General features: G+C 64.5%; 1 protein-coding gene and 1 pseudogene. Both read left to right on the top strand.

The features are described 5' to 3' along the window. Nucleotides 1–131: 131 nt before the first annotated feature. A pseudogene (locus tag AAEX57_RS16115) lies at nt 132–1,362 on the top strand (IS30 family transposase); the annotation flags it as partial. 255 nt (nt 1,363–1,617) lie between these two features. Beyond that, complete coding sequence (locus AAEX57_RS16110) at nt 1,618–2,679, top strand: IS110 family transposase (protein WP_342093316.1); 1,062 nt, start codon at nt 1,618–1,620, stop codon at nt 2,677–2,679. Nucleotides 2,680–3,002 lie beyond the last annotated feature (323 nt).

Below are 3,002 nucleotides of genomic sequence, written 5' to 3'. Positions count from 1 at the left end.
CTCAACACGATCCTGGTCTTGGTCTCCGGACTGAACACCGGTGGTCGTCCCATGATCGGGTCCTCCTGCTCCCTAGACGCCGATCATGCCCTCATAACCGGCCTGCCAGAAAGCTTGACGCGGGACAGTCGATGAAGACCAGCGATGCGCCGGAGGGGTTGCGGCGGCAGTGGCGGGCGGACAGGGCGTTGCGGCCTTTGATGTTCTCTCCGGGCAGGCCGCAGCCGTCTCGGGTTGTCCAGCGGGAGTTCTGGCGGGTGATCGCCACGGGTGTCACGACGGCGGAGGCGGCGATCGCGGTCGGCGTGTCGGTTCCCGTCGGGTCGCGCTGGTTTCGTCACGCTGGGGGCATGCCGCCGATCAGTCTGGCCGAGCCGAGTGGACGTTACCTGTCCTTCGAGGAGCGGGAGGAGATCGCGATCTTGAAGGCCCAGGGCAAAGGAGTACGCGACATCGCCCGGGCGATCGGCCGGAACCCGGGCACCGTCAGCCGCGAACTGCGCCGCAACGCTGCTACCCGTGGCGGGAAACTCGAGTACCGAGCCAGCGTCGCCCAATGGAAGGCACAAGAGGCCGCCAAACGCCCCAAGACCGCGAAGATGGTCACCAACCCGCGGCTGCGTGACTATGTCCAGGACCGGCTCGCCGGGAAAGTCACCCGACCCGACGGCACCATCGTCGATGGTCCTGACACGCCGGGCTGGAAGGGGTTGAACAAGCCCCACCGGGCCGATCGTCGCTGGTCGAAGGCCTGGAGCCCCGACCAGATCAGCCACCGCCCACGCCTCGAGTTCCCCGATGATGAGTCCATGCGGATCAGTCATGAGGCGATCTACCAATCCTTGTTCCTCGAGGGTCGCGGGGCGCTGAAGCGGGAACTGGTGGGCTGTCTGCGCACCGGCAGGGCTCTGCGCTCGCCGCGTGAGCGTTCCCGAAACAAGCCCCAAGGCCATGTCACCGCTGATGTCGTGATCAGCGAACGGCCCGCCGAGGCCACTGACCGGGCTGTTCCGGGCCATTGGGAAGGCGACTAGATCATCGGCATCGGCCGCTCCGCGATCGGCACCTTGGTCGAACGCCACAGCCGCGCCACGATCCTGGTCCACCTTCCTCGCTTGGAAGGCTGGGGCCAGATCCCGCCGGTCAAGAACAGACCCTCACTGGGCGGCTACGGCGCGGTCGCGATGAACACCGCCCTGGCCGCGTCGATCACAGCCTTGCCGCAGCAGTTGCGCAAGACCATCACCTGGGACCGCGGCAAGGAACTGTCCGCCCACGCCACCTTCGCGCTGGAGACCAGCACGAAGGTCTACTTCGCTGACCCCCACAGCCCCATGGCAGCGGCCCAGCAACGAGAACACCTATTGGTACAAGATGGCGGAGCCGGAAGCGTCTTCGACGGGAGTCGCTCTGGCACGGGCCGCCCGGTGACTCGGAGAACACGTGCCATCAGGCTTGCCGTTGATTTGTCCACGGCGGCCCGGTGGGCGAGAGCTCCGACCGGGAGTGACTTGATAGAAGCTTGCTGAGCCGTCAACTCGCAATAGGTATGTCCCTCGGTTAGGGCTCTCGTCCACTGCCCCGTCTTCGAACAGGTACAGCAGAAGGGACACGTCGATGGTGACAGTGGGAGTTGACCCGCACAAGCATGTTCACGTGGCAGTGGCTGTGGACGCTGCTGGCCGACAAGTCGGCAGGACTCTGACTGTCAAGAATGGGCCGCATCTGATCACAGCACTGTTGGTCTGGATTCGGTCGATCAGTGACGACCAGACGCCAGTCACATGGGCGATCGAGGATGGGCACGGATTCGCCCGAAGGCTCGCTGACGGACTGCTCATGGCCGGCCAAGAGGTGGTCTGGGTCCCGACCCGACTCACGGTCGCACACCGCAGGCTGCACGCTGCTACCGGCGCAAAGTCGGACCCCGTTGATGCTGCAGCAGCGGCACGCGCGGCAATCGCGACACCAGGACTGGACAAGCACCGCATCGACGAACGGGTCCGTGAGCTTCGGGTCCTGGTCGATCATCGGGCCAACTTGGTGAAACGGCGAACTGCAGTGATCAACCAGCTCAAGGCCCAACTACACCTCTGGCTGGATCACACCCCAGGAGATCTGGCACGGGCCACGGCCATCGCCTCGGTGACGGTGCTGCTGAAGAACTGCTCACTGCGCCCGGGCGTCGTAGAGGTCATGAGCGACATGCTCAGCGAACTGGCCGCCGTCAACCAGCGCGTCCGTGACCTTGACCTCACCATCAGGCAGCTGGTCACCCCGCTGGCTCCCTCGCTGCTGCACATCACAGGTATCAGCCACATCTCCGCAGCTGTGCTGATCGCCGAGATCGGCGATATCTCTCGCTTCTCGAACTCCGCCAAGCTCGCCCGCTATACCGGATGCGCCCCGATCCCGGTCTATTCCTCAGACAAGGAACGCCATCGCCTACACCGGGGAGGGAACCGCAGGCTCAACAGCGTCCTTTACACCGCAGCAATCGTGCAGAAGCGACGAGAACCCGCAGCACAACAACTACTCGCACGCCACGAGCCAGGCAAAGGCACCCGAGGCGCACGTCGCATCCTCCAACGGCACCTGGTCGACGTCGTGCACAGAGCGATGCTCGCCGACCGGGCGACCTGGACCCATCAAATCACTCAGCTCGCTCCGGCAGCTTGACATAGAAGCATCTGTGAGTCTGGAGGTGGCTGGTCCGGGATCGGCTGGTCAGGATGGTGTTGGTCGTGCTGACGCGGATGTGACCCTCGAAGCTATTGGCCCATCACGGTGGTGCCTTTCCGTTGAATTGTCCATCCCGTCGGCGCGGCCGGCATCGTCCGGCCCACCTCGATGACCTGATCAGGAGACTGTCCAGCGTAACGGTTGTGACCCATCACAGATGTGTCTCGAAGTGACCTCTTCCCGAACGATGCCGGCCGCGGGCGACCACTGCCCACCCGTTCACGATCCTGGAGGCCACCGATCACCATGACCATCGTCGC

The organism is Luteococcus sp. H91 (assembly GCF_038433135.1).
Lineage (GTDB): Bacteria > Actinomycetota > Actinomycetes > Propionibacteriales > Propionibacteriaceae > Luteococcus.
Note: the sequence above shows the minus strand (reverse complement) of the source record. Positions and strands in the feature narration are given on the sequence as shown.